The organism is uncultured Castellaniella sp. (assembly GCF_937988725.1).
Taxonomy (GTDB): Bacteria; Pseudomonadota; Gammaproteobacteria; order Burkholderiales; family Burkholderiaceae_B; genus Castellaniella.
Map to the genome: position 1 here is coordinate 1067908 of NZ_CALKHS010000010.1, position 24071 is coordinate 1091978.

Consider the following 24071-nt stretch of genomic DNA (forward strand, 5'->3'; position numbering starts at 1 on the left):
GGTCCGCCATGAATCGGACCGCTCCCCAAACCCCGGCCGAGGACACGCCCGCCATCGCCGCCCAGGGACTGGGCAAGGACTACGGCGGCCGCGCCGTGGTCCAGTCCCTGAACTTCCAGGTCCGGAAAGGCGAAGTCTTCGGCCTGCTGGGCCCCAACGGGGCCGGCAAGACCACCACCATCCTGATGCTGCTGGGCCTGACCGAGGCCACGCGCGGCCAGGTCCGCGTGCTGGGGGAAGACCCCTGGCGCAACCCCCTGGCCGTCAAGCGCCAGATCGGCTACATGCCGGATTCGGTCGGGTTCTACGACCACCTGAGCGCCCGCGACAATCTGCGCTACACGGCCCGCCTGCTGGGCATCCCCGCGGCCGAGCGGGACGCGCGCATCGCGGCCGCCCTGGAGCGCGTCCGGCTGGAGGACCGCATCGACCAGCGCGTGGGCGCGTTTTCCCACGGCATGCGCCGCCGCCTGGGCCTGGCCGAGATCCTGCTGAAACAGGCCGCCATCGCCATCCTGGACGAACCCACGTCCGGCCTGGATCCGCAATCCACGGAATCCTTCCTGCGGATGATCGAATCCCTGCGCGACGACGGCGTCACCGTCCTGCTGTCCTCGCACCTGCTGGATCAGATGCAGCGCATCTGCGACCGCGTCGCCCTGTTCAACGCGGGGCGCATCGCCCTGATGGGGCCGGTCCAGTCCCTGGCGCGGCAGGTGCTGGGCGGACACAGCCACGAAGTCCACATCCACGCCGACGGTCCCGACCTGAGCGCCGCCCTGGGCGCCGTGCCGGGCGTCGGGCAGGTGCGCGTCGAAGCCGGCGGCCATTACATCCTGCAGGCCGAAAGCGACGTCCGCGCCCAGGCGGCCCAGGCGGCCGTGCTGGCGGGCGCCCGGCTGCGCGACCTGGCGGTGGACACCCCCAGCCTGTACCGCATCTACCGGCAGACCTTCTCCAAGGACACCCCGACATGAACCGCATATCCCGCATGGGCTCTCCCTGGCATGGCCTGGGCGCCGTGCTGTCCAAGGAACTGGCCGACCACCTGGGCAGCGCCCGCATGCGCCTGCTGGAATGGCTGGTCGTCCTGACGGCCGCCGCTGCGCTGTACGGCGCCATCCAGGGCATCCGCCAGACGACCTCGTCCGACCCCTTCGTCTTCCTGCACCTGTTCACCGACGCCCAGGCGCCCCTGCCCTCCTTCGCCGCCCTGCTGGGATTCCTGATCCCGCTGGTCGCCATCGGCCTGGGGTTCGACGCCATCAACGGCGAATACGGCCGTCGCACGCTCAGCCGCATCCTGTCGCAGCCCATCTACCGCGACGCCCTGCTGATGGGCAAGTTCCTGGCGGGCCTGACGGCCCTGGCCATCTGCCTGGTCAGCCTCTGGCTGCTGGTGATGGGCGCCGGCCTGATCCTGCTGGGCGTGCCCCCCAGCGCGGAAGAGGTCGTGCGCTCGCTGGCGTTCCTGGTCGCCGCCCTGGCCTACGCCGGCGTCTGGCTGGCGGTCGCCATGCTGTGCTCGATCCTGTTCCGGTCCGCCTCGACGTCGGCCCTGGTGGCGCTGGGCCTGTGGCTGTTCTGCGCCCTGCTGTGGCCGATGCTGGCCCCCGCCCTGGCCCAGGCGATCGCGCCGCCGGACCTGGCGACGGTGATGGGCAGCGGCATGGACCTGCGGACCGTCGCCTGGCAGCAAGGCCTGCTGCACCTGTCGCCCGCCACCCTGTTCAGCGACACCGCCATCACGCTGCTGAGCCCCTCCACCCGCGCCCTGGGGCCGGTGTTCCTGTCGCAGATCCAGGGCGCCCTGCTGGGCAGCCCCCTGCCCCTGTCCGAAAGCCTGGCCATCATCTGGCCGCAGTTCACCGGGTTGATCGCGGCGGTGCTGCTGCTGTTCACGGCGGGCTACGTGGTGTTCCAGCGGCAGGAGGTGCGGGCCTAGCCGCGCCCGCGGGCCCGGCGCCGCGTCAGGACCGGGAACCGTCCATGATCGCCTTCAGGGGATGACCCGCCCCGAATTGCAGGTCCAGCGCCTGCTGCGCGGGCGCGGGCCGGCCGACCAGATAGCCCTGGATCAGGTCGCAGCCCAGGCTGCGCAGGTGGTCCAGCTGCTGCGGGGTCTCGACCCCTTCGGCGACGACGTCCAGCTCCAGTCCGTGCCCCAGGGCGATGATGGCCGTGACGATCGACAGATTGCCGGGATTGGTTTCCAGATCCCGGATGAAGGACATGTCGATCTTCAGCCGATGCACCTTCAGGTGCTGCAGGTAGGACATGGATGAATAGCCGGTGCCGAAGTCGTCGATGGACAGGCGCACGCCCAGGCGGCGCAGGTCTTCCAGCGCCGCGATGGCGCGGATGCGGTCGGGCATCAGGCAGCTTTCGGTGATCTCCAGTTCCAGGCACTCGGGCGCCAGCCCGTTGGCCTGCAGCATGGCCCGCACGGAATCGGCGAAGCCTTCGCCATCCAGCTGCAGGGCGCTCAGATTCACCGCGACGTAGCCGGGCGCCCGGCCTTCGTCGCGCCATTGCCGCATCTGGCGCCCGGCTTCCTGGAGCACCCAGTTCCCCAGCGGCACGATCAGGCCGCTTTCCTCGGCCAGGGAAATGAATTCGCCCGGCGCGATCAGGCCGCGCTGCGGATGCTGCCAGCGCACCAGGGCCTCCAGCCCCGTGACCGCCCGTTCGCCCAGGTGCAGTTGCGGCTGGTAATGCACCCGGAACTCGCCCTGTTCCAGCGCGCGGCGCAGTTCGGCTTCCAGCGACAGGCGTTCCTGGGCGCGCAGCATGATCTCGGGCGAAAAGAAACGCAGGCTGCCCCGCCCGTCCGCCTTGGCCTGATGCAGCGTCGCATCCGCGCGGCTCAGCAGGACTTCCGCCGTTTCGCCGTCTTCGGGATACAGGGCCACCCCGATGCCGGCGCTGACGTAGACGGCCTGTCCGTCGACCTCGAAGGGCACGGCCAGTGCGTCCAGCAGGCGCTGCGCGGCCAGGTCCGTGCCGTATTCCACCTGGTCCCGGTCCAGGATCAGGTAGAACTCGTCGCCGCCGACCCGCGCCAGGGCGTCATGTTCCGACAGCAGGCCGCGCAGGCGCTGAGCCACCTGCACCAGCACCCGGTCTCCCTGCCCGTGCCCCTGGGTTTCATTGATGGCGGCGAACTTGTCCAGGTCCAGGCACAGCAGGGCGAAGCGCCCCGACCCATACCCGGCCATCTGGATGGCATGCGCCAGCAGTTCCGCGAACAGAACCCGATTGGGCAGGCCGGTCAGGGGGTCGCGCTGGGTCAGGATCCGGTATTTTTCCTCGCTGACCTGCAGCATGGCCGTGCGCTGCGCCACCAGGTCCTCCAGGAAGCGGCGCAGGCGCGCCAGTTCCAGGTGGGCCCGCACCCGGGCCCGGACTTCCTCGATGTCGAAGGGCTTGGTCACGTAGTCGGCCGCGCCCAGGGCGAAGCCTCGCAGCTTGTCCTGCGTGTCGTCGGCCACGGTGACGAACATCACGGGCATGTTCCGGCCCGCGGGGGACGACTTGATGCGCCGGCAGACCTCGTAGCCGTCCATGCCCGGCATCTGGACGTCGAGCAGAACCAGATCGGGCGGCGCGGCCCCCTGGACGATCTCCAGCGCCCGGGCGCCGTCGCTGGCCACCAGGATGCGGAACTCGTCGCGCAGGGCGGCCAGCAGTTCATGCACGTTCTCGGGCACGTCGTCCACCACCAGCAGCGTCGCGGCCGGCGCCTCGGCGGCCTGCGGCAGGATGTCGAACGCCGACGGCATCCGGCGGTACCGGACCAGTTCGAGCTGGTTGCGCACGCGGGCCCTGAACAATTCCGGATTGATGGGCTTGGTGACGTAATCCGCCGCCCCCATCAGCAGGCCGCGCGCAGCATCCGTCGCCTCGGCCAGCGCCGTCACGAAGATCACCGGAATGTCCGCCGTCGCCGCATCCTGCTTCAGGGCCGCCAGCACTTCGTAGCCGTCCATGTCCGGCATCTGGATGTCGAGCAGGATCAGGTCCGGACGCGGCTCGCGACCGGCCATCTCGATGGCCTTGCGTCCGCTGGTGGCGGCGGAAATGGCATAGTCTTCCCGGAACACGCCGACCAGCATGTGCAGGTTGACGGCCGCATCGTCCACGATCAGCAGCCGAGGTCGGTCGGCGGCGTCCGGCTGCGCGCCGGACGGGGGAAAGGACAGGCTCACGGAATATCCTCCGGCTGAACAAGGATCTTCTCTATCAGCGCCAGGGCGGCATCCAGGTCGAAGCAGTCCACCCGCTCGGCGATGTCCTCGACGCGGCCCAGCAGGGGCGTGCCCGCCACGCCCCTGCGCAATTCGTCGAGCAAGGCTTCGGCTGCTCCCAGATCGGACTCGATCGCCTGCCGCAGGCGCGCCAGCAGACTGCGCACGGCCACGGGCGACAAGGGCGCGGCGGGCGGTTCTTCGGAGGAATCGTCCTCGCGCAGGGAATCGATGTCGGCCAGCACGTCGCGCAGCAGCGCTTCCGCCCGGTCCAGCGCGGCATCGTCGGGAAGCAGGCCCTGCTTGAGCCGGGCGTCGATCTCCGACACGCAGGCGAACAGCGCGCGGGCCCCGATGTTGCCGGCCACGCCCTTGAGCATATGGCAATGGGTCTCGGCCGCGCTCAGGCCCGACTGTTCCAGCTGGCGCCGCACTTCCGCGATCGCGCCTTCATATTGCGCCCGGAAGCGCCGCAACTGCTTGCGATAGGACCCGGCCCGTCCGCCGATGCGGCGCACGCCGTCGGCGGCATCGAGATGCGTCAGGGCCAGCAGGTCGTCGGGCAGGCGGCCGGCCTCGTCCTCGGGCGCCGGTTCCCGGGGCTCCGCGACCCGGTCGGCCGGCACCTTCACCCACCGGATGAGCGTGGCCAGCAGATGGTCCGGGTCGATCGGCTTGGTGACGTGATCGTTCATGCCCGCATCCTGGCTGGCCTGCACGTCGGAGGCCATCGCCAGCGCCGTCATGGCGATGATGGGCAGTTCGGCGAAACTGGCCCCGCCCGGCGCCTGTCCCAGGCGGCGGATGCGCCGCGCGGCCTGCAGGCCGTCCATGACGGGCATCTGGATATCCATCAGGACCACGTCATAGTGCTTGCGCTGGACACGCTCCACCGCTTCGCGCCCATCGGCGGCCTCGTCGACCGACATGCCCTCGCCGCGCAGCAGTTCGACGGCGAACTCGCGGTTGATGTCGTTGTCCTCGACCAGCAGCACCCGGGCGCCCGCCAGCCCCGTATCGCCGGCCAGCCTGCCCGGCGCGGCCTGGCCGGCGGGGAGATCCGGCATCAGGCGGCCCCGGCCCAGCACGGACAGCATCGTGTCCAGCAGCGACGAGGGAGACACCGGCTTGAGCAGGAAGCCGTCCATGCCGGTCTGCGCCGCGCGGCGCATGACGTCTTCGCTGCCGTAGGCGGTCACCATCACGATCTTGGGCTGATGCGCGATGGCGGGATCCGTCTGGATGCGCCCGGCGACCTCGTCGCCGTTCATACCGGGCATGCGCCAGTCCATCAGGACCAGGTCGTAGGGCCTGCCGCTGGCCTGCCGCAGCATGGTCAGGGCCTGCGCCCCGTGATTCGCGGTGCTGACGTCGAGCTGGAAAAACCGCAGCATTTCGGACAGGATTTCCACCGACACCGGATTGTCGTCCACGACCAGCACCCGCCAGCCCTGCAGCCGCGAACCGATGCGCTCCAGCAGCTGGCGCTGCGAGTCCTGCGTCTGCCGCGCCACGGCCAGCCGCACGGTGAAGCAGATCAGCGAGCCCCGCCCCGGCAGGGAGGATTCCACCCAAAGCCGCCCGCCCATCAGTTCCACCAGGCTCTTGCAGATCGCCAGGCCCAGTCCGGTGCCGCCGTAGCGGCGCGTCATGGACTGATCGGCCTGGGTGAATTTCTGGAACAGCATCTGGATCTGGTCGGGCGACATGCCGATGCCGGTATCGCGCACGCAGATCCGGATCGTGACGTTGTCCGCATCCTGGTCCTGGCGCAGCAGGGCCAGCTCGACCTCGCCTTGTTCGGTGAACTTGACCGCGTTGCCGCACAGATTGAGCAGCACCTGGCCCAGGCGCAGGGGGTCGCCCACCAGCAGCGTCGGGATGGCGGGATCGTGCCGGATCAGGAACTCGACGCCCTTGGCCTCGGCCTGCAGGCCGACCGCGTCCACCAGCCGTTCCAGCACCGTCTCCAGTTCGAATTCGACCTGCTCGACCACCAGCTTGCCGGCCTCCAGTTTGGAGAAATCCAGCACGTCGTTGATGATGCCCAGCAGCGACTGCGCCGCGCCCTGGGCCTTGGTCAGCCGATTGCGCAGGCTGGACGCCATGTCTTCCTTGAGCGCCAGATACAGCATCCCCAGGATGGCGTTCATCGGCGTGCGGATCTCATGGCTCATGGTGGCCAGGAAATCGGACTTCACACGCGTGGCGTCTTCGGCGGTTTCCTTGGCGCGCTGCAGTTCCCGCGTGCGGGTCTCGACCTTCGATTCCAGCGTCTGGTTCAGTTCCTCGAGTTCGCACATCGAGGCCGACAGGCGCTGGCGGCCGTCGCGCAGGGCGTCCACCAGTTCGCCCAGTTCGTCGGCATAGGGATACGAGAGCGACAGCGGCGTGACCTGGACGCCATCGCCATCGAAGCGCCAGCTCTTGACGGCGGCCACGACCGCCTCCAGCGTCTTGGAGAGCCGGCTGCGGATCGTCCAGACGAAGAGCAGCCACAGAATGCCGCTGAGGACGATGAAATTCAGCAGCGCGACCATGAAGCCGTATTTGATCCGGTCCCAGACCACCGAAGGATCGGTGTAGAGGTTTAGGGTCCCGATCAGTTGCTGGCCGCCGTCCGCCGCGGGACGGTGCAGCGGCACGGCGACGGCATGCCCGCCCACGAACAGAACGGAGCGTTCGATGTCGGAGGACGACCGCGGCCAGTTGCGCTCGACCAGGATGTCGCCGTCCGAGGAGGTGACCTGCAGGCCGCTGATGATCGCATTCTGCCGCACGCTGTCCAGGGCCTTGAGCAACTGCCCCTGATCCAGTTCCCAGACCGCGTCCGTCACCGCGGGTTCGATGGTGCGGCCCAGCGACGCCAGGTCGCTGGAAATCGCCTGGCTGATGCTGATGTACTGAATGGTCAGCTGCGCCGCCACCAGGACGACGGTCGCCAGCAGATACCATGGCAGCATGGACCGCAGCAAACGCCTGGACAAGGTCGACGTCGTCTTCATTCGAGGCGCGCCCGCATCAATGCCACCACCACCGGGTATCGATTTCCGCTGCGTCGGGAGACAGCAGGGGATTGTCCAGGCGGATGACCCGGCGGGTGGAACGCTTCATGTCCTTGATCATCGAGGCGTGATAAGTCTGGAACAGGCGCTTGAGCGAGCCGTCGGCCAGCGCGGCATCCAGCCCCCGCTCGATCTGGCCGGCCAGTTGCACGTCGTCGAGGCTGACCCAGAAATAGATGGGGTATGGGAAAAACAGCGCGCGGGTCTTTTCGAGAGCCAGTTGCGGATAGGTCGGGCGCTGGGCCTTCAGTTCGATGTCCGCTTCGGCGATTCCCCGGGGCAGGGCATCGAAGCGATGGGCGGCCAGCATGGGAAAGAGACGGTCATAGTCCGTCGCCGTGACGACCTTGTAGCCATTGGCCCGCATCACGGGCACGTCCGCCCATTGGCTGCTCAGGCCGAAGGTCAATTGCGTCCTGAACGCCTCGTCGTCCATCCGCGCGATGCGCTCTTGATCGGCCTGGGAAATCAGGAACACCCGATAGCCGACGGTGCCGCGGGAGATATCGATCCGGATCGGCCGCATCGCCACTTCGCGCTCGCGATCGGTCCCCAGGGCGATGACGTCGATTTCGCCGCTTTGCAGCAGATGGATGCCCCGGTTCTGCGTGACTTTTTCGTCGTAGGGCCGCAGGTCGATCACCGCCCCTTCGGCCTTGCGCACGTGGTCCAGCGCCAGTTCGAGCACTTTCCAGCGGTATTCGTAGATGGGACCGACAGGGAAATAGGTCAGGGTCCTGGCGGGCGCCTGCGCCGCCGCCTGTCCGAACACGCAGGCGCACAGCAAGGCACACAACAGCCCCTGCGCCGTGCGCATGAGCGCCAGCCGGCGCCGGATGAACGATCCCCCGGTCGTGACAAAATGTTTCATGCCGATTCTCCTGCCGTCGCGGAATGCGGCCTGTCGGTCAGAGGCCGTCCCGCACTTGAGAGCGGTCTCAGAATAGCATAGGACATCTATCAAAGTATTACTCGTTTCCCCGCCTCCCTCTTGGCTCTATAACATTCAGGCATATCAGAAAGATGATGTTTCAGGCTCACAATCCGGCGCACCTCCACTAACATGGCCCGGCTTCCGCCCTCATGAGACCCCGCCATGCGCAATCTGAAAATCAGCACCCGACTGACCCTGAGCTTCAGTTTCGTGGTGATCCTGCTGTTGATCCTGTCGGGCATCGGCGCCTGGCGCATCCTGGACTCGCAGCGGGACAACCGCGAACTGGGCTACCGCCTGCAGACCAACGATCTGCTGCAGCAGCTGACCCGCCAGGTCGGCATCAACGCCAATCAGACCCAGGCCACCCTGGCGGCGGACCCGGACACGCTGCGCAAGCTGAAGGCCTCGATCCAGGCATCCGACGAACAGGCGCGGAAAATCAGCCGCCAGCTGGCCGACCTGCTGAACGGCCCGGAATCCGCCGCCCTGCTGCAACAGGCGGCGCAGGACCGGGCCGCCTACCTGCAAAGCCGCAACCAGGCCTTCAAGGACCTGGACGGCGGCAACTATGGCGAAGCCGACGCCTTCTTCAATCAGCAACTGCCGAAGATGACGGCGGGCTATCTGGCGCGGATCGACCAGTTGTCGCAACGCCAGAACGATTCCGTGCAGCAGCTGTTCGACCAGAGCGCCCGGTCCAGCGAACTGGGGCTGGCCGTCCTGGCCATCGCCACCTTGCTGGCCCTGATCCTGGCGCCGCTGTTCGCCTGGCGCGTCACCCGGTCCATCATCCGGCCGCTGCGCCATGCCGTCAGCCTCGCGGGCGCCGTGGCGCAACGCCGGCTGACCGTGCGCATCCGCGCCCAGGGCCGCGATGAAATCGGCGAACTGCTGACGGCGCTGGGCGCCATGGCCGACAATCTGCGCCAGGCCGTGGGAGAAGTGCGCGGCAGTTCCAACGCCATCGCGACAGCCTCCGCGCAGATCACGGAAGGCAACCTGGATCTATCGTCGCGCACCGAACAGCAGGCCGGCTCCCTGGCGCAGACCGCCGCCACCATGGAAGAAATCACCGCCACCGTGCGCCAGAACGCCGACAACGCCCAGCAGGCCAACACCCTGGCGGCGGCCGCCGCCAGGACCGCGGGCAACGGCGGCGCCCTGGTCGCCGAACTGGTGGGCACCATGGGCGAGATCAACAGCAAGTCCCAGCAGGTCGCCGACATCATCGGCGTGATCGATTCCATCGCCTTCCAGACCAACATCCTGGCGCTGAACGCCGCTGTCGAGGCCGCCCGCGCCGGCGAACAGGGCCGCGGCTTCGCCGTGGTCGCCGCCGAAGTCCGGGCGCTGGCCCAGCGGTCGGCCGGCGCCGCCAAGGAAATCAAGGCCCTGATCGACACCTCCGTCGAAGCCACCGCCAAGGGCAACGAGCAGGCCGCCCGCGCCGGCGCCACCATGAAGAACATCGTCGACAGCATCAATCGCGTCACCGGCATCATGGGCGAAATCAACGCCGCCAGCCGCGAACAGACCACCGGCATCGAGGAAATCAATTCCGCCATGACGCAGATGGACGGCGTCACCCGCCAGAACGCCGGCCTGGTGGAAGCGTCCGCCGCAGCCGCCACCAGCCTGCGCAGGCAGGCCGACGCCCTGGCCGACCTGGTGGCGACCTTCACGCTGGACGATGAAAATGCCGCGCCCGAAGAAGCCCCCGCGGTCCGACCGGCTGCGGCGATCGGAGGGCATCCCGGAAAACTCTTGCTTGCGCAGCAATGACGCGACCGGGCTGCGGCGACCGGCCCGCCGGGATGGCTGGTCGCCGAAAAGCAAGAAACCCGCGGAATCCAGGATTCATGCGGGTTTCTTGCTTGCAATCAGACGGATCCGGTGTTTCGGACGGATCCTTCCGACGGCGTCGGACTGCCTGCCCTCGGGCAGGCGGTCCGTTTAGAGCACGACGACCTGAGTCGCGCAGGGGCCTTTCTGCCCTTGGCCGACCACGAAGGAGACGCGCTGGTTCTCTTCGAGAGTCTTGTGGCCCGTGCCCTGAATTTCGCTGAAGTGAACGAAGAGGTCCTTGCCGCCGGATTCGGGCGAGATGAACCCGAAGCCTTTGTCATTGTTGAACCACTTCACGATACCGGTTTCTGTTTTCAATGTAAGTCCTAAATATAGAAGGGAAAGATGCCCCCCTGAAACTATGCAGGTCGGCGCTCCATAAGGCCAGCGATGTTACCAAATAACACGCCGCGACGACGAGCTGCAACAGCGACTCCGGAAACATCATTCCGGATGCCGCTGGACCCGCCGAAAGCAAAAAACCCGCAAGACTGGATGTCTACGCGGGTTTTGCTTTTCGATGTCGGAGGACATCGTACTGAATTGGACTTCCCGATAAAGAGAAGTGGTGCCCAGGAGAGGACTCGAACCTCCACACCTTGCGGCACATGGACCTGAACCATGCGCGTCTACCAATTCCGCCACCTGGGCACGGCATAACGTGTATGCTATTGCTTTCGCTGATTCGTGGCGCTTTTTGTGCGTCGCGTTCAGCGAAGACAGAACTATACAATACATTTTTTTTGGATGCAAACAGCCTTTGAAAAAGCGAACCAACAACAACGACAATAACCACGACGCTTCCTTCGTGCCTAATGCGGATCTGCCCGCTGACTTCGATCCCAAGGTACCCAGCCGCGAACAGGTGCTCGACGCCCTGCGCCACGCCGACAAACCTCTGTCTCTAGAAGCCCTGGCCGACACGACCCAGGCCTCGATCCCCCTGTCCACAGGATTCATCCGCCGCATCAAGGCCATGGAACGCGACGGCCAGGTGCGCTTCAATGCCCAGGGAAGGTTGCAAATATGCAACAACACCGAATTCATCGCCGGTACCGTCCAGGGGCATCGCGACGGCTACGGCTTCCTGATTCCCGATGACGGCAGCCGCGACCTGTTCCTGTCCACCCATGAAATGGGCAAGGTCCTGCACGGCGACCGCGTCCGGGTCCGCGCCAGCGGCGAATACCGCGGCCGCCCCGAAGGCACCATCGTCGAGGTCCTGGAACGCCGCACCGTCAAGCTGGTGGGCCGATTCCTGAAGGAACACGGCGCTTTCGTCGTCGCCCCCGAAGATCAGCGCATCAAGCACGACATCCTGATTGCCGCCCAGGACACCGCCGGCGCCGAGCCCGGCCAGGTCGTCACGGTGCAGATCATGCGCCAGCCCGCCAGCCACATCCAGCCGCAGGGCCGCATCATCGAAGTGCTGGGCGAAATCGACGACCCCGGCATGGAAATCGAAATCGCCGTGCGCAAATTCGACGTGCCGGTGGATTTCTCCAAGGACACGCTGCGCCAGCTGGAATCCATTCCGGCCCAGGTGCGCGACGGCGAATACGCCGGACGCGTCGACCTGCGCGACGTGCCCTTCATCACCATCGACGGCGAAGACGCCCGCGACTTCGACGACGCCGTGTTCTGCATGGAAGCGGACCTGGGCACCGCCAAGCGCGCCCGCCCCGGCTGGCGGCTGCTGGTGGCCATCGCCGACGTCAGCCACTACGTGCGCCCGGGCTCCGCCCTGGACGACGACGCCCTGGATCGCGGCACCAGCGTGTATTTCCCGCGCCGGGTGATTCCCATGCTGCCCGAAGCCCTGTCCAACGGCATCTGCTCGCTGAACCCGGACGTCGACCGCCTGGTGATGGTCTGCGACATGATGATCCCGGCCGGCGGCGCCAAGGCCGGCACCGTGGCGGCCTACCAGTTCTACGAAGCCGTCATCCATTCGCACGCCCGCACCACCTACACCGACATCTGGGCCGCGCTGCAGCAGCCCAAGGGGCCGGCGGCGCAGAACCTGGGCGACCTGTACCCTCACGTGCAGACGGCCTACGAACTGTTCCAGGCCTTCGAACAGGCCCGCCGCGCGCGCGGGGCCATCGATTTCGACACAGTGGAAACGCGCATCGTCTGCAACCCGCTGGGGCGCATCGAGAAGATCGAGCCCTACACCCGCAACGACGCCCACAAGCTGATCGAGGAATGCATGCTGGCCGCCAACACCTGCGCGGCCGACTTCATCGTGCGCAACAAGCGCCAGGCGCTGTTCCGCGTGCACGACGGTCCCACCCCCGAGAAACTGCAGTCGCTGCGCGAGACCCTGCGCCATCTGGGCCTGAGCCTGGACGGCGGCGACGACCCGCAGACCAGCGACTACGCCAAGCTGATCCAGGCCAGCCGCGCCCGGCCCGATTTCGAGATCATCCAGACCCTGTGCCTGCGGTCGATGCAGCAGGCCATCTACAGTCCGGAACAGACGGGCCACTTCGGCCTGTCCTACGAACACTACGCGCACTTCACCTCGCCCATCCGCCGTTACCCTGATCTGCTGGTGCACCGCGTCATCCGCGGCATCCTGCACAAGCAGCACTACCAGCCGCCGGTCCTGCCGGGCGAACCCGTGGACCCGACCCTGCCGGCCAAGGCCCGCGAACACGATGCCTGGGACGCGCTGGGGGCGCTGCTGTCGGCCCGCGAACGCCGCGCCGACGACGCCTCGCGCGACGTCCAGGCCTGGCTGAAGTGCTGGTTCGTGCGCGAACGCGTGGGCGAAGTCTTCAGCGGCCGCATCACCGGCGTCACCAGTTTCGGGGTGTTCGTCACCCTGGACACCCTGTACGTGGAAGGCCTGGTGCACATTTCCGAACTGGGCAGCGACTACTTCCAGTACAACGAGGCCCTGAACGAACTGCGCGGCGAGCGCACGGGATTCCGCTACCAGCTGGGCGACACGCTGCAGGTGCAGGTGTCGCGCGTCGACCTGGAAGCCCGCCGCATCGACTTCCGCCTGGTGCGGGGCGAAGACTTCAAATCGCTGCAGGCCGAAATCGAAGGCGATCCGCGCACGACCACGCAGCGGCCGCGCAAAAAGGCCGCGGGCGCCAAGCCCGCCGCGCTGCGGGGCACCACGGCCCGCCAGCGCCGCGCCGAGGCCAAGCGCGCCAGCCGCCAGGAAACCCCGCGCAAGCGGCGCGGCTGACGCCCGGGACGCCGCCCGCACTACAATGACCGGCACGACCCGCGCCGCAATGGCGCGGGTCCCTTTGACCGCGCATCAGGAAGACCATGTCATCCCAACAGATTCTGGCCGGGTTCCACGCCGTGCAGGCGCGCCTGCGCCACGCCCCCGATTCGATCCGAGACGTCTATCTGGACACCAGCCGCCAGGACGCCCGCATGCAGCGCTGCATCCAGCAACTGGACGCCGCCGGCGTGCGCTGGCACGCCGCCGACGCCCAGCGCCTGGATGGACTGGCCCGGGGCGTGCGCCACCAGGGCATCGTCGCCCTCGCCCAGGCCCGGCCGCTGGCCATCTCGGTCGACGAAGTGCTCGACGACCTGGAAGACCGCAAGGAACCCGCGCTGCTGCTGGTGCTGGACGGCGTGACCGATCCGCACAACCTGGGCGCCTGCCTGCGCACGGCCGACGCCGCCGGGGTGCATGCCGTCATCGCCCCCAAGGACCGCGCCGTGGGCCTGAACACCACGGTGCAGCGCGTGGCCTGCGGCGCAGCGGACACCGTCCCCTACCTGATGGTCACCAACCTGGCCCGCACCCTGCGGGCGCTGCGCGAACGCGACGTCTGGCTGGTCGGCACGGACGACGCCGCCGGCCACAGCCTGCATCGGGTCGACGCACGCCGTCCCATGGCCTGGGTCATGGGCGCCGAGGGCGAAGGCATGCGCCGCCTGACGCGGGAAACCTGCGACGAACTCGTCTCCATCCCCATGCAGGGTTCGGTCGAAAGCCTGAACGTCAGCGTCGCCAGCGCCGTCTGCCTGTACGAAACCGTGCGCCAGCGCCTGAGCCCGGCAGGCGCATAATCCAGCATCCATCCTTCACTTCCGCTACACGTCCATGTCCAACACCGGCTTCACCTCGCAGATCGTTCACTACGGCCACTGCGCCGACTCCGAATACGGGGCCGTGCACGCGGCGGTCCATCCGTCCACGGAATACACCTACGACGACGCCCACGAGCTGGCCGCGGTCTTCCAGAACCGCAAGAAAGGCTATACCTACGGCCGCACCGGCACGCCAACCACCGCCGCCCTGGAAGCCCAGGTCACCGCCATGGAGCAAGGCATCGGCACGGTCGCATTCGCCACCGGCATGGCGGCCCTGAACGCCGTGTTCTTCGCGCTGCTGCGCCACGGCGACCACCTGGTCGCCAGCAAGTACATCTTCGGCAACACCAACAGCCTGCTGATGACGCTGGAAAACTTCGGCGTCGAGATCACCCTGGTGGACGCGACGGACGCGGCCCGGGTGCAGGCCGCCCTGCGTCCCAACACCCGCATGGTGTTCGTGGAAACCATCGCCAATCCGGGCACCCAGATCGCCGACCTGAAAGCCATCGGCGACATCTGCCAGGCGCACAAGCTGGTCTACGTGGTGGACAGCACCCTGTCCTCGCCCTACCTGCGCCCGAGCCGCGACTTCGGCGCCTCGCTGGTCGTCAACTCCCTGTCCAAGCACATCGGCGGCCACGGCAACGCCCTGGGCGGGGCCGTCACCCAGACCGGCCTGTACGACTGGGCCGACTTCCCCCATATCTACGAACAGTACCGCAAGGACGATTCGCACACCTGGGGCCTGCTGCAGATCAAGAAGAAAGGCCTGCGCGACATGGGCGGCACCTTGTCCTCCGACGTCGCCCATCGCCTGTCGGCCGGCGCCGAGACCATCGCCCTGCGCATGGACCGCATCTGCGGCAACGCCCTGGCGCTGGCCCGTTTCCTGGAAAGCCATCCGCTGGTCGAACGGGTGCAGTATCCGGGCCTGGCCAGCCACCCGCAGCACCAGCGGTCCGCGGAATTCTTCGGCGGCCGCCATGGCGGCCTGCTGGGCGTCGTCCTGAAGGACCACGTCGACGTCTTCGATTGCCTGAACCGGCTGCGCGTCGCGGCGCTGGCCACGCACCTGGGCGACAACCGCACGCTGGTGCTGCCCGCCGCCCACACCATCTACTACGAGATGGGCCCGGAACGCCGCGCCCTGATGGGCATCCCGGACGCTTTCCTGCGCATCTCCGTCGGAATCGAGGAAGAAGCCGATCTGATCGGCGATTTTGCGCAGGCCCTGGAAAATCGTTGAATCCCCCGCCCGGAACGCCCCACGCTCCGGGAATACCCATATTGATATAAACATTTTTAACAAACATCAGGAAATACGCGGGTCTTCAGCGGTTTTCTCTTGACACTGCGGGCCATTCGAAGGCTTAATACGCCTTAGCCACCAAAGCCGGCCGGGTCCCGACACCCCACAGTGCGGTCCTGGGCAGCACCGCCGGCAGCCATGGCAGACACGTCCATCAAACGACCCGGTGGTCTCCACCGAGCGACAATAAACCTCAGGGGTATTTTGTAAATGAACAAGACCGAGCTGATCGAGCACATTTCCTCCAAGACCGATCTCTCCAAGGCCGACGTCGGTCGTGCCCTGGAAGCCTTTGTCGGCGCCGTGAAGACCACCCTGAAGAAGAAAGGGTCGGTCACGCTGGTCGGCTTCGGCACCTTTGCCGTGTCCGAGCGCGCCGCCCGTACCGGCCGCAACCCGCGCACCGGCGAAGCCATCAAGATCAAGAAGGCCCGCGTGCCGAAGTTCCGTCCGGGCAAGGCCCTGAAGGACGCCGTCAACTGATCGGCTTTCCCGCATGAAAAAGGCCACCGCAGTCCGGTGGCCTTTTTCGTTTCTCTTCCTCCCTCATCGGCAAGGAATACGACATGGCAACCGGAACAGATGCGGGCCAGCTGATCGGCGTGGTCACGCTGCTGGGCGCCGCCGTCGTGGCGGTGCCGCTGTTCAAGCGCCTCGGCCTGGGCTCCGTGCTGGGCTACCTGGCGGCCGGGCTGGCCATCGGCCCCTACGGCCTGGGCCTGGTGACCGACACCGAGACCATCCTCAACGTGGCCCAGCTGGGCGTGGTGATGTTCCTCTTCATCATCGGGCTGGGGATGAAGCCATCGCACCTGTGGGGCCTGCGCCGGCAGATCTTCGGACTCGGCAGCATGCAGGCCGTGCTGTGCGCCACTCTGCTCACCGGCGTGGGCATCGCGCTCGGCTTCCCGTGGCGGATGGCCTTCGTCAGCGGCGCGGGCTTCGTGCTGACGTCCACCGCCATCGTCATGCAGGTGCTGGCCGAACGCGGCGACATCCTGGCGCCGCGAGGGCAGCGCATCGTGTCCATCCTGCTGTTCGAAGACCTGCTGATCGTGCCCCTGCTGGCGGCGGTGGCCTTTCTCGCGCCGGGCGATGCCGCACCGGCGGCCGCGTCGCCGCTATGGCAGCGCGTCGGCCTGGGCCTGCTGTCGCTGGGCGCGCTGGTGGCGGCGGGACTGTGGCTGCTCAACCCCCTGTTCCGCGTGCTGGCCAAGGCCAAGGCGCGCGAGGTCATGACGGCCGCCGCGCTGCTGGTGGTGCTGGGGGCCGCGCTGCTGATGGAACTCGGCGGCCTGTCCATGGCCATGGGCGCGTTCGTCGCCGGCGTGCTGCTGTCCGAATCGTCCTTCCGCCACCAGCTGGAAGCCGACGTCGAGCCATTCCGGGGTCTGCTGCTGGGGCTGTTCTTCCTGGGCGTGGGCATGGCGCTCGACCTGGACGTGGTGTCGCTCGACTGGCGGCTCATCGGCCTGGGCGTGATCGCGCTGATGCTGGCCAAGGCCCTGTGCGTCTATCTCGCCGCGCGGCTGGCCCGCGGCAGCCGCGCCGACGCCATCGACCGCGCCGCCCTGATGGCGCAAGGCGGGGAATTCGCCTTCGTGCTGTTCGCCGAAGCGCTCAGGCTCAAGGTCATCAGCCCCGAGGTCAACGCCGACATGTCGGCGATCATCGTGCTCTCGATGGCCTTGACGCCGCTCGTGGGGGCCGTCCACAAGCGCTACGCCCGCGCCGAGGCCGCGACGCTGGACGGCGTGGAAACCCCGCAGGACCTGCGCGGCAAGGTGCTCATCATCGGCTTCGGCCGCGTGGGACAGATCGCCAGCCAGGGGCCGCTGGCCAAGGGCGCCGAACTCTCCATCATCGACAACGACCCCGACGTGATCCGCAATGCCGCGCGCTACGGCTTCAAGGTCTACTTCGGCGACGGCGCCCGCGCCGACGTGCTGCGTTCCGCCGGCGCGCGGCATGCCAGCGTCATCCTGGTCTGCGTCGACGACCCGGTCGCCGCCACGCGCATCGTCGAGAACGCCCGGCGCGAATGCCTGCACACCCGCCTGATCGTGCGCGCCTTCGACCGCGAGCACGCCCTGGAACTGGTCCGGCTCGACGCCGACGACGTGGTGCGCGAAACCTTCGAGTCGGCGCTGCTGATGGGACGCCAGGCGGTGCTGGCCCTGGGCGCCACGGACCAGGAGGCCGACGAACTGGTCGGCGAAGTGCGCGACCGCGACGCCGAGCGCTTCGCCCTGGAGACCGCCGGCGGCACCTTCGCCGGACGCGCCCTGGTGCTGGGCAACATCGACCGCATCGATCCGCCGCGCCACGATAGAAAACCGGCTTCGACACCGGCCATGGCGGACGACGAGGCCTGATATAATGCGCCCCTGCGCCCTGGCGCACCGCCGGGGTCGCGCAAGACGGCATCCGGGTGCTTAGCTCAGTTGGTAGAGCGGCGCCTTTACACGGCGTAGGTCGGGGGTTCGAGCCCCTCAGCACCCACCACCAGATGCCCATTAAAGTCAGGAACTTGCTGTGCCGTTAAGCATAACTTTGCCATTTGGAAAGCTTATGCTTTATTTCACGTTTGGCAGCATTATGCTTTATCGGGACTTCGCAGCAGCCTAGAAAGCTTTGCCTCAAAGCAGCCGGGAAGCCCTGACGATCTCTGGCACGACTTGATAATCCTCATCATCAGGCTAAAAATCCGGCACTCACCCTGACAGACTCCGCCCCACAATGTGAATCTTTGACACAAGGAACTCACAAAATTTGCAATCTGCGGTGATAAGGTCAACGTGCGATCCCCAACTTTTTCAGGGGTCAAGGAGTGCAATCACGATGATCAAACACTATCTGACAGGCGCTGCAAGCGCGGCTCTATGCATCACACTGGCGGCGTGTTCCACGCCCACCAACCTGAATGCGCCCAACCAGCTCGCACAAAAGACCGTGCACTACGCATGCAATGCGCAAGGTCAGCGCGACGTGAACCTGGAAGTGCAGTACACCTTCCAAGGTACGGACCCGGTCACCGCACAAGTGGTCTACGACGATCAGGCCATCTCCATGACACGCGACACCAATAGCAAATCGAACCTGGTGGGAGCGACCTTTGTCGGCGAAGGCTACACCTGGACCACTGGCCAATTCACGGTGGAGAATGCTGAAAAAGTGAACGGCAACATGCTGACGCGCGCCGATCCGGCCCCCAACCGCACCGGTGAGAAGGTGAACACCATCCTGGCGCGCGGCTGCGCGGTACGCGCGGGCTGATGCCATCTGATCAATTCCACACTTGAGTCCGGAAGCTGCATGGGCCTGATCACATCAGGCCCATGCAGCCTCGAAAGACAAAAATTTGCCGCATCGAGGATCTGGTGGGCATACTCCGCCGGCCAAGCCAGGGTGTCCATTGAGGGAATGCGCGTGGAATTGCCCGACGCTGGTATGTGACGCGCCTGTCTGCAATCCAGGAAACCGCGCTTCAGGCAGCTTCTGTCACTGGCCTGCCGGGGATGCTCCTCCACCTCGCCGCAGCTTGACCTACGGGGTCAGCTGGCGCCCCACCGGCCTCGGGTTGCTTCAGCAGTGCAGTCAACCGCGTCATGATCCACACCCGGCCATCAGCGGTTTCCCTGCAGCCACATCCCGGACGGTGGATTTACAATCCCCTGCATGAATCGTCCCGCCCATCCCCCAGGGTCGCTGCGCTGCGGCCTGGACACCCTCGATCAGTTCGACGAGATCATCGACGTGCGCACGCCGGCGGAATACGCCGACGACCACATCCCCGGCGCCATCAACGCCCCGGTGCTCAGCAACGAAGAACGCGTCCTGATCGGCACGATGTATGCCCAGGAGTCCCCCTTCAAGGCCACGCGGCTGGGTGCCGCCCTGGTGGCCCGCCACATCGCCGACCACCTGGAAACCCTGTTCGCCGACCGACCGCGCAGCTGGCGGCCATTGATCTACTGCTGGCGCGGCGGCAAGCGGTCCGGCTCCATGGCGACCTGGTTCAATCTGATCGGCTGGCGCGCGCGGCAGCTGGATGGCGGCTACAAGACCTGGCGCCGGCACGTGATCGACCGCCTGGCCGACCAGCCCGCCCGCCTGGAATGCATCGTGCTGACCGGCCCCACCGGTTCCGGCAAGACCCGTCTGCTGCAGGCCCTGGGCCAGGCCGGCGCCCAGATACTGGACCTGGAAGGCCTGGCCTGCCATCGCGGGTCCCTGCTGGGGGACCTGCCCGCCCAGCCGCAGCCCAGCCAGCGCGGTTTCGAATCCAATCTGCTGCGGACCCTGGACGGCCTGGATCCCGGCCGTCCCGTCTTTGTCGAGGCGGAAAGCCGCCGCATCGGCCAGCTGAGCCTGCCCGACAGCCTGCTGCGCGCCATGCACGGCGGGCGCTGCGTGCGCATCCAGGCGGCCCTGCCGCAGCGCATCGAGTTCCTGCTGCAGGACTACGACCACCTGTTCCAGGACCCCGACGCCTTCAAGGGCACGCTGGACCGGCTGATCGGCCTGCACAGCCGGCAGACCGTCCACGACTGGCACGCCCTGATCGATGCCGATCGACGCGCCGAGCTGTTCCAGGCCCTGGTGCGGGATCACTACGATCCGGCCTACCGGCGCAGCAGCCATGGCCACTATGCCGGGCTGGAGCAGGCCCCCGCCTTCGACTACGATCCCACCGACCCCGACGGCCGGCGCCAGGCGATCCAGCTGATGGATCGGCTGGGGCTGGGCCGCGCCGTCTTGGCCGGCTGATTTCCGGTTTCCGACACACACGACCGTCCGCCCAACCCAGGCGGCTCTGGAGAGTTCCTGATGACTGATTCGTCCATCCCCCGCCTGACTTCGCTGTCCCACGGGGGCGGCTGCGGCTGCAAGATCGCGCCCGACGTCCTGGCGGACCTGATGCGCAACGCCCTGCCCGCCGGCCCGTTTCCCGACCTGCTGGTGGGCACGCAATCGTCGGACGACGCCGCCGTCTACCGCCTGAACGAACAGCAGGCGCTGATCGCGACGACCGATTTCTTCATGCCCATCGTCGACGATCCGCACGACTTCGGCCGCATCGCCGCCACCAACGCCCTGTCCGACGTCTACGCCATGGGCGGGCGTCCCATCATGGCCCTGGCCCTGGTCGGCATGCCGCTGAAGTCCCTGCCGCACGACACCATCGCGGCGGTGCTGGCGGGCGGCGCGTCCGTCTGCCAGCAGGCCGGGATCCCGATCGCCGGCGGCCATTCCATCGATTCGGTGGAGCCCATCTACGGGCTGGCCGTCATGGGCCTGGCGCATCCCGACGAGATCAAGCGCAACGACCAGGCGCAAGCCGGCGACGTGCTGATCCTGAGCAAGCCGCTGGGCGTGGGCATCCTGTCCGCCGCGCTGAAGAAGGACCTCCTGGACGCGGCCGGCTACCAGGCCATGATCGGCAGCACCACGCAATTGAACACGCCGGGGACGCGGCTGGCGCGGATGGCGGCGGTGCACGCCCTGACCGACGTGACCGGCTTCGGCCTGCTGGGCCATACCCTGGAGATGTGCCGGGGATCGGGACTGCGCGCCGAACTGGACTACGCCGCCCTGCCCTGGCTGAGTCCCGCCGCCGAACTGGCGCGCGGGGGCGTCCAGACTGGCGCGTCGGGGCGCAACTGGCGCGCCTGCCAGGCCGACATCGCCCTGGCTGCCAGCCTGCCCCCGGAAGCCCAGGCCCTGCTGACCGATCCGCAGACCTCCGGCGGCCTGCTGGTCGCCTGCGCCGCCGATGCCGCCGACGAAGTCCTGGCGCTGCTGCGCGCCGAAGGCTTCGGCCAGGCGGCCCGGATCGGGCGGCTGGCTGCCGGAACGCCTCGCATTCAGGTATCCTGAAACCCGTTTCCATTTCCCGGAGCCGCCATGGCAGAGCCCTTGATCATCGCCCGCAACGCCGATTTCCAGGCGGCCCTGCTGCCGCAGATGGCCAACCGGCACGGTTGCATCACCGGGGCCACCGGCACCGGCAAGACCATCACCCTGCAGGTGCTGGCCGAATCCTTTTCCCGCATCGGCACGCCGGTCTTCATGGCCGACGTCAAGGGCGACCTGACCGGCATCTCCCAGGCGGGCGCGCCTTCGGACAAGCTCGGCAAGCGCCTGCAGTCCCTGGGCCTGCCCGAACCGGTCTGGGGCGCCAGCCCCGCCACGCTGTGGGACATCTTCGGCCAGCAGGGCCATCCCATCCGCGCCACGGTCTCCGACCTGGGGCCCCTGCTGCTGTCCCGCATGCTGGATCTGAACGACACCCAGGAAGGCGTGCTGAACGTGGCCTTCCGGGTGGCCGACGACGAAGGCCTGCTGGTGCTGGACCTGAAGGACCTGCGCACCATGCTGCAATACGTGGCCGATCATGCCGGCGAACTGCGCACCCGCTACGGGCAGGTGTCGTCCGCCTCGATCGGCGCCATCCAGCGCAGCCTGCTGCGCCTGGACTCCGAAGGCGCGGAGCAGTTCTTCGGCGAACCCATGCTGGACGTCTTCGACTGGATGCGCACGGACGCCCAGGGGCGCGGCATGATCAACATCCTGGCCGCCGACCGGCTGATGCAATCTCCCCGGCTGTACGGCGTCTTCCTGCTGTGGATGCTGGCCGACCTCTATGAACGCCTGCCCGAAGTCGGCGACCTGGACAAGCCCAAGCTGGTGTTCTTCTTCGACGAGGCCCATCTGCTCTTCAAGGACGCCCCCAAGGCCCTGCTGGAAAAGATCGAACAGGTCGTGCGCCTGATCCGCTCCAAGGGCGTGGGGGTGTATTTCGTCACCCAGAACCCGGCCGACATCCCCGACACGGTGCTGGGCCAGCTGGGCCACCGGGTGCAGCACGCCCTGCGGGCCTTCACTCCCCGCGATCAGAAAGCCGTGCGCACCGCCGCGCAGACCATGCGCCCGCGCGACGGCCTGGACATCGAAGCCGCCATCACCGAACTGGCGGTCGGCGAGGCCCTCGTCTCCCTGCTGGACGCCAAGGGCCAGCCGATGGCCACCGAACGCGTCTGGATGGCCGCCCCCGGCAGCCGGATCGGCCCCGCCAGCGACGCCGAACGGCAGGCGCTGCGGTCCGCCTCCCAACTGGGCGGCAAATACGATCAGGCGCTGGACCGGGAATCCGCCTACGAAATCCTGCAGGCCCGCGCCCAGGGCGGCGCGCCCGCTTCGGCACAGGCCGCGGGACAGGCCGACCAGGGCGGACAGCCAGCCGATCAGGGCGCCGCCGGCGCCATGGCGGGCGTGGGCGGCATGCTCAGCGATTTCCTGTTCGGCTCCACCGGCCCGCGCGGCGGCCGCCGCGACGGCGTGGTGCAGTCCGTCGCCAAGAGCGTGGTGCGCAACGCCGCCAACCAGATGGTGCGCGGCCTGCTCGGGTCCCTGGTCGGGCGGCGGCGCTAAGGCGCCATGTCCACCACGCCACACCGCGCCGCCATCATGCCCGGCACCGCCCCCGCCCCGCGCGCCGCGACACCCGATGCGTCGCCCCGCTGCCGCTGGTGCACGGACGACCCACTGTACGTGCGGTATCACGATCAGGAATGGGGCGTGCCGTCCCGCGACCCCCGGCATCTGTTCGAAATGCTGATCCTGGAAGGGTTCCAGGCGGGCCTGTCGTGGCTGACCATCCTGCGTCGGCGCGAGGCCTTCCGCGCCGCCTTCTTCGGCTTCGATCCCCAGGCCCTGGCGCACACCGACGACGCCTGGGTGCAGGATCAAATGCAGAATGCCACCATCATCCGCAACCGCCTGAAACTGCAGGCGACCGGCACGAACGCGCGCGCCTGGCTGACCCTGGACGATCCCGCCGCCCTGATCTGGTCGGTGGTGGACCACGCCCCGCGCATCCACCACTACGCGCCCGGGGACGCCATCCCCACGGCGGGGCCGGAGGCCCAGGCGCTCAGCCGCCTGCTCAAGCATCATGGCTTCACCTTCGTGGGGCCGACGATCTGCCAGGCCTACCTGCAGGCCGTCGGTTGCCTGATGGACCACACGACCGATTGCCATCGGCACGCGGCCCTGGCCGGCGGCTGAACACCATCTGGCGGCTCATGCCAGCGCCGGTCTATAGCCCCGCCCCCATGCCAATACCCGCCACCGCCGCTGCGCAACCGAGGAACCGGGCTCTGGCCCAGGCCTACCAGGACGCCCTCTACCGCATCGACACCACGCCCGCCCTGCTGATCCGCATCGGCCAGGCCCACCCCGATCTGGCCCGCCTGCATCGGCAGCACCACTGCCGCCGCAGCCTGATCCTGACCGCCTGCAATCCACGCAGCCGCCGCCTGCGGGCCGCCGCCAACGCCCGGCGGACGCGGGCGCTGCGGCAGGCCATCGGCGCTTTGGGATTTCCCTGCCTGCCCGCCACGGGGCTGGACCCGCAAGGCCTCTGGCCCGACGAGGCCGGCTTCTGGATTCCCGGCATGCCGCAGGCGCCGGGCCTGGTCCTGGCCCGGCGATTCGGGCAGAACGCCTTCGTCGAATGTCTCGACGATACGGTCGCGCGCGTGATCTGGACCGCAGTCTGCTAAGGTAACACCTGGTCAAATACAAGA

18 protein-coding genes and 2 tRNA genes are annotated in these 24071 nt (G+C 67.6%); 15 read left to right on the forward strand and 5 right to left on the reverse strand.

Translation table 11 applies throughout. The features are described 5' to 3' along the window. The first annotated feature begins 8 nt into the window (after window positions 1–8). Window positions 9–977 (forward strand): ABC transporter ATP-binding protein, encoded by a 969-nt coding sequence (locus tag Q0263_RS15495; RefSeq protein ID WP_298018073.1) that lies wholly within the window; start codon window positions 9–11, stop codon window positions 975–977. Further along, window positions 974–1945, forward strand: coding sequence for an ABC transporter permease (locus Q0263_RS15500; protein WP_298018077.1), 972 nt, complete (start codon window positions 974–976; stop codon window positions 1943–1945). Before Q0263_RS15495 ends, Q0263_RS15500 begins: the two co-directional genes overlap by 4 nt. A gap of 25 nt (window positions 1946–1970) precedes the next feature. Here Q0263_RS15500 and Q0263_RS15505 read toward each other — a convergent pair whose 3' ends face one another. Genes Q0263_RS15505 through Q0263_RS15515 form a run of 3 tightly spaced genes read right to left on the reverse strand, consistent with a single transcriptional unit; the run spans window position 1971 to window position 8183 of the window. After that, the gene (locus Q0263_RS15505) at window positions 1971–4208 is read right to left on the reverse strand and encodes an EAL domain-containing protein (protein ID WP_298018079.1); all 2238 of its coding nucleotides are present in this window, start codon (window positions 4206–4208) and stop codon (window positions 1971–1973) included. Next, window positions 4205–7252, reverse strand: a complete 3048-nt coding sequence (locus Q0263_RS15510) for a hybrid sensor histidine kinase/response regulator (RefSeq protein ID WP_298018082.1) — start codon at window positions 7250–7252, stop codon at window positions 4205–4207. Before Q0263_RS15510 ends, Q0263_RS15505 begins: the two co-directional genes overlap by 4 nt. Before the next feature lie 16 nt (window positions 7253–7268). Further along, window positions 7269–8183, reverse strand: coding sequence for a hypothetical protein (locus tag Q0263_RS15515; protein WP_298018085.1), 915 nt, complete (start codon window positions 8181–8183; stop codon window positions 7269–7271). 225 nt (window positions 8184–8408) lie between these two features. On the opposite strand from Q0263_RS15515, the gene Q0263_RS15520 reads away from it, so the two are divergent. After that, the gene (locus Q0263_RS15520; protein WP_298018088.1) at window positions 8409–10031 is read left to right on the forward strand and encodes a methyl-accepting chemotaxis protein; all 1623 of its coding nucleotides are present in this window, start codon (window positions 8409–8411) and stop codon (window positions 10029–10031) included. A gap of 171 nt (window positions 10032–10202) precedes the next feature. On the opposite strand, the gene Q0263_RS15525 is transcribed toward Q0263_RS15520, so the two are convergent. Together Q0263_RS15525 and Q0263_RS15530 are read right to left on the reverse strand one after the other, a co-directional pair. Next, window positions 10203–10412, reverse strand: coding sequence for a cold-shock protein (locus Q0263_RS15525; protein ID WP_298018091.1), 210 nt, complete (start codon window positions 10410–10412; stop codon window positions 10203–10205). 248 nt (window positions 10413–10660) lie between these two features. Then, window positions 10661–10745: transfer RNA gene (locus Q0263_RS15530), tRNA-Leu, on the reverse strand. Window positions 10746–10854: 109 nt separating this feature from the next. Between Q0263_RS15530 and rnr the strand changes: the two genes are divergently transcribed. The 12 genes from rnr to Q0263_RS15590 all read left to right on the forward strand — a co-directional run bounded on the left by rnr (window position 10855) and on the right by Q0263_RS15590 (window position 24047). Then, window positions 10855–13299 (forward strand): ribonuclease R, encoded by a 2445-nt coding sequence (gene rnr, locus Q0263_RS15535; protein WP_298018093.1) that lies wholly within the window; start codon window positions 10855–10857, stop codon window positions 13297–13299. 86 nt (window positions 13300–13385) lie between these two features. Then, window positions 13386–14144, forward strand: coding sequence for a 23S rRNA (guanosine(2251)-2'-O)-methyltransferase RlmB (rlmB, locus tag Q0263_RS15540; protein WP_298018097.1), 759 nt, complete (start codon window positions 13386–13388; stop codon window positions 14142–14144). Window positions 14145–14178: 34 nt separating this feature from the next. Next, a complete protein-coding gene (locus tag Q0263_RS15545; RefSeq protein ID WP_298018101.1) occupies window positions 14179–15417 on the forward strand; it encodes a cystathionine gamma-synthase family protein in 1239 nt (412 codons plus the stop codon). 273 nt (window positions 15418–15690) lie between these two features. Next, complete coding sequence (locus tag Q0263_RS15550; protein WP_269495036.1) at window positions 15691–15963, forward strand: HU family DNA-binding protein; 273 nt, start codon at window positions 15691–15693, stop codon at window positions 15961–15963. 83 nt (window positions 15964–16046) lie between these two features. Next, the gene (locus tag Q0263_RS15555; RefSeq protein WP_298018106.1) at window positions 16047–17855 is read left to right on the forward strand and encodes a monovalent cation:proton antiporter-2 (CPA2) family protein; all 1809 of its coding nucleotides are present in this window, start codon (window positions 16047–16049) and stop codon (window positions 17853–17855) included. A 54-nt stretch (window positions 17856–17909) separates the two neighbouring features. Then, window positions 17910–17985: transfer RNA gene (locus tag Q0263_RS15560), tRNA-Val, on the forward strand. 336 nt (window positions 17986–18321) lie between these two features. Continuing rightward, the gene (locus Q0263_RS15565; protein WP_298018109.1) at window positions 18322–18756 is read left to right on the forward strand and encodes a hypothetical protein; all 435 of its coding nucleotides are present in this window, start codon (window positions 18322–18324) and stop codon (window positions 18754–18756) included. A gap of 402 nt (window positions 18757–19158) precedes the next feature. Then, window positions 19159–20250 (forward strand): tRNA 2-selenouridine(34) synthase MnmH, encoded by a 1092-nt coding sequence (mnmH, locus tag Q0263_RS15570; protein WP_298018112.1) that lies wholly within the window; start codon window positions 19159–19161, stop codon window positions 20248–20250. A 60-nt stretch (window positions 20251–20310) separates the two neighbouring features. Continuing rightward, window positions 20311–21360, forward strand: a complete 1050-nt coding sequence (selD, locus tag Q0263_RS15575; RefSeq protein WP_298018115.1) for a selenide, water dikinase SelD — start codon at window positions 20311–20313, stop codon at window positions 21358–21360. Window positions 21361–21387: 27 nt separating this feature from the next. Further along, window positions 21388–22914 carry a helicase HerA-like C-terminal domain-containing protein gene (locus Q0263_RS15580; protein WP_298018118.1) on the forward strand — a complete coding sequence of 509 codons (1527 nt, stop codon included), beginning with the start codon at window positions 21388–21390 and terminating at the stop codon, window positions 22912–22914. Between the two features lie 6 nt (window positions 22915–22920). Beyond that, window positions 22921–23550, forward strand: coding sequence for a DNA-3-methyladenine glycosylase I (locus Q0263_RS15585; protein WP_298018121.1), 630 nt, complete (start codon window positions 22921–22923; stop codon window positions 23548–23550). A 47-nt stretch (window positions 23551–23597) separates the two neighbouring features. Further along, a complete protein-coding gene (locus Q0263_RS15590) occupies window positions 23598–24047 on the forward strand; it encodes a DUF3293 domain-containing protein (RefSeq protein ID WP_298018124.1) in 450 nt (149 codons plus the stop codon). The last annotated feature ends 24 nt before the right edge of the window (window positions 24048–24071 follow it).

Coding starts and splice junctions, on each gene's coding strand:
- selD (WP_298018115.1), top strand. CDS start 20,311: ATGACTGATTCGTCCATCCCCCGCCTGACTTCGCTGTCCCACGGGGGC.
- Q0263_RS15565 (WP_298018109.1), top strand. CDS start 18,322: ATGATCAAACACTATCTGACAGGCGCTGCAAGCGCGGCTCTATGCATC.
- Q0263_RS15555 (WP_298018106.1), top strand. CDS start 16,047: ATGGCAACCGGAACAGATGCGGGCCAGCTGATCGGCGTGGTCACGCTG.
- Q0263_RS15590 (WP_298018124.1), top strand. CDS start 23,598: ATGCCAATACCCGCCACCGCCGCTGCGCAACCGAGGAACCGGGCTCTG.
- rlmB (WP_298018097.1), top strand. CDS start 13,386: ATGTCATCCCAACAGATTCTGGCCGGGTTCCACGCCGTGCAGGCGCGC.
- Q0263_RS15580 (WP_298018118.1), top strand. CDS start 21,388: ATGGCAGAGCCCTTGATCATCGCCCGCAACGCCGATTTCCAGGCGGCC.
- mnmH (WP_298018112.1), top strand. CDS start 19,159: ATGAATCGTCCCGCCCATCCCCCAGGGTCGCTGCGCTGCGGCCTGGAC.
- Q0263_RS15585 (WP_298018121.1), top strand. CDS start 22,921: ATGTCCACCACGCCACACCGCGCCGCCATCATGCCCGGCACCGCCCCC.
- Q0263_RS15495 (WP_298018073.1), top strand. CDS start 9: ATGAATCGGACCGCTCCCCAAACCCCGGCCGAGGACACGCCCGCCATC.
- Q0263_RS15545 (WP_298018101.1), top strand. CDS start 14,179: ATGTCCAACACCGGCTTCACCTCGCAGATCGTTCACTACGGCCACTGC.
- Q0263_RS15515 (WP_298018085.1), bottom strand. CDS start 8,183: ATGAAACATTTTGTCACGACCGGGGGATCGTTCATCCGGCGCCGGCTG.
- Q0263_RS15500 (WP_298018077.1), top strand. CDS start 974: ATGAACCGCATATCCCGCATGGGCTCTCCCTGGCATGGCCTGGGCGCC.
- Q0263_RS15510 (WP_298018082.1), bottom strand. CDS start 7,252: ATGAAGACGACGTCGACCTTGTCCAGGCGTTTGCTGCGGTCCATGCTG.
- Q0263_RS15550 (WP_269495036.1), top strand. CDS start 15,691: ATGAACAAGACCGAGCTGATCGAGCACATTTCCTCCAAGACCGATCTC.
- Q0263_RS15520 (WP_298018088.1), top strand. CDS start 8,409: ATGCGCAATCTGAAAATCAGCACCCGACTGACCCTGAGCTTCAGTTTC.